The sequence below is a fragment of the Fructilactobacillus sp. X2R6C1 genome, from assembly GCF_059901295.1.
The window spans coordinates 1-581 of the sequence record NZ_JBWXUZ010000009.1 but is presented as its reverse complement, the minus strand read 5'-3'; the positions used below and the strand labels follow the sequence as shown (position 1 = coordinate 581).

At 43.9% G+C, this 581-nt stretch carries 1 protein-coding gene; it reads right to left on the bottom strand.

Translation table 11 applies throughout. The features are described 5' to 3' along the window. Positions 1–581, bottom strand: a 581-nt coding sequence (locus tag AC6UDF_RS07110) for a mucin-binding protein (RefSeq protein WP_500694599.1), incomplete at both ends; no start/stop codon positions are given.

Below are 581 nucleotides of genomic sequence, written 5' to 3'. Positions count from 1 at the left end.
TTGTCAGATGTCCAAGCACCATAAGTTATCTCACCAGTTACTTCATCAAAGGTGGCGGTTCTGTTGAACGTAACCGTTTCTACTTTGTCATCTGCGGCTTTACTGCCATCGGCGTAAACGTAGTGGATGGTTCTCGTAATGGACTTAGTCAAGTTGTCCTTACTAGTGCCGTCAGGATACTTCGGTCCCGTTGGGTTGTTAGGATCCACTGGTTGACCTGGGTTTCCGGGGTTATCTGGCGTAACTTCTTTGGTCTTGTGCTTTAAGACAACTTGGAAGGTGGGATTATTGTCACCAAATTTGTAACCACTTGGGTATCCGTCGGATACCAATTCGTAGCCTTGAGCTTCGTAACTAGCAATTCGATCCGCAGTGCTGTAATCAGATTGACTACCGAACTTGCCGTTTAAGTTATCAGTTACTAGAACTTTATTGCCATTATCTTGGTCAATGTATTCAACATGAGCTTGTTCTTCATTGGCAGTGTAGACAACGGTATGAACATCGTCTTTTCCTTCAGCAGCATCACCCGTTACACTAGCTTGACTTGGTGTGTAACCAGTAATTTTGGGAGAATTAAT